This is a genomic window from Corallococcus sp. AB038B (genome assembly GCF_003668955.1).
GTDB classification, from domain to species: Bacteria; Myxococcota; Myxococcia; order Myxococcales; family Myxococcaceae; genus Corallococcus; species Corallococcus exiguus.
In genome coordinates this window covers 1-408 of the sequence record NZ_RAWO01000238.1, presented here as the reverse complement: position 1 = coordinate 408, position 408 = coordinate 1, and the positions used below count along the sequence as shown (strand labels likewise).

The window sequence follows — 408 nt, the reverse complement described above, 5'->3', positions numbered from 1 at the left end:
GAAGTGGATGGGCAGCAGCAGGAACTGCCAGGGCGACGTGGCGAAGGCCACGTAGAAGCCCGTGTAGAGCGCCACCCAGCCCAGCGTCGCCCACCACGAGGTGCGCAGCGTGTCGTCCACCAGCGGCCACTCCGGGTAGCCACCCAGGAAGCGGGCCTCGGGCTGACCGCGCCCGGCGCAGTAGTCGTCGTAGCGCTTCTTCGTGTGCAGCATCATCCGCGCCACGTCCTTGAAGAAGTGCGGGGAGTGCGGGTCCTTCTCCGTGTCGGAGAACGCGTGGTGCTCGCGGTGGAGCACGGCGTACGCGCGCGGCGACAGGTACGAGGAGCCCTGCACCAGGTACGTCAGCAGGTGCACCGCCCGCTCCGTGCGTGGCCCCATGGTGTACATGCGGTGCGCGGCATAGCG

The 408-nt window shown here is 69.1% G+C and carries 1 pseudogene; it reads right to left on the bottom strand.

The window, feature by feature from the left end:
• Positions 1-408 (bottom strand): annotated as a pseudogene (locus D7Y04_RS43140) (acyl-CoA desaturase); the annotation flags it as partial.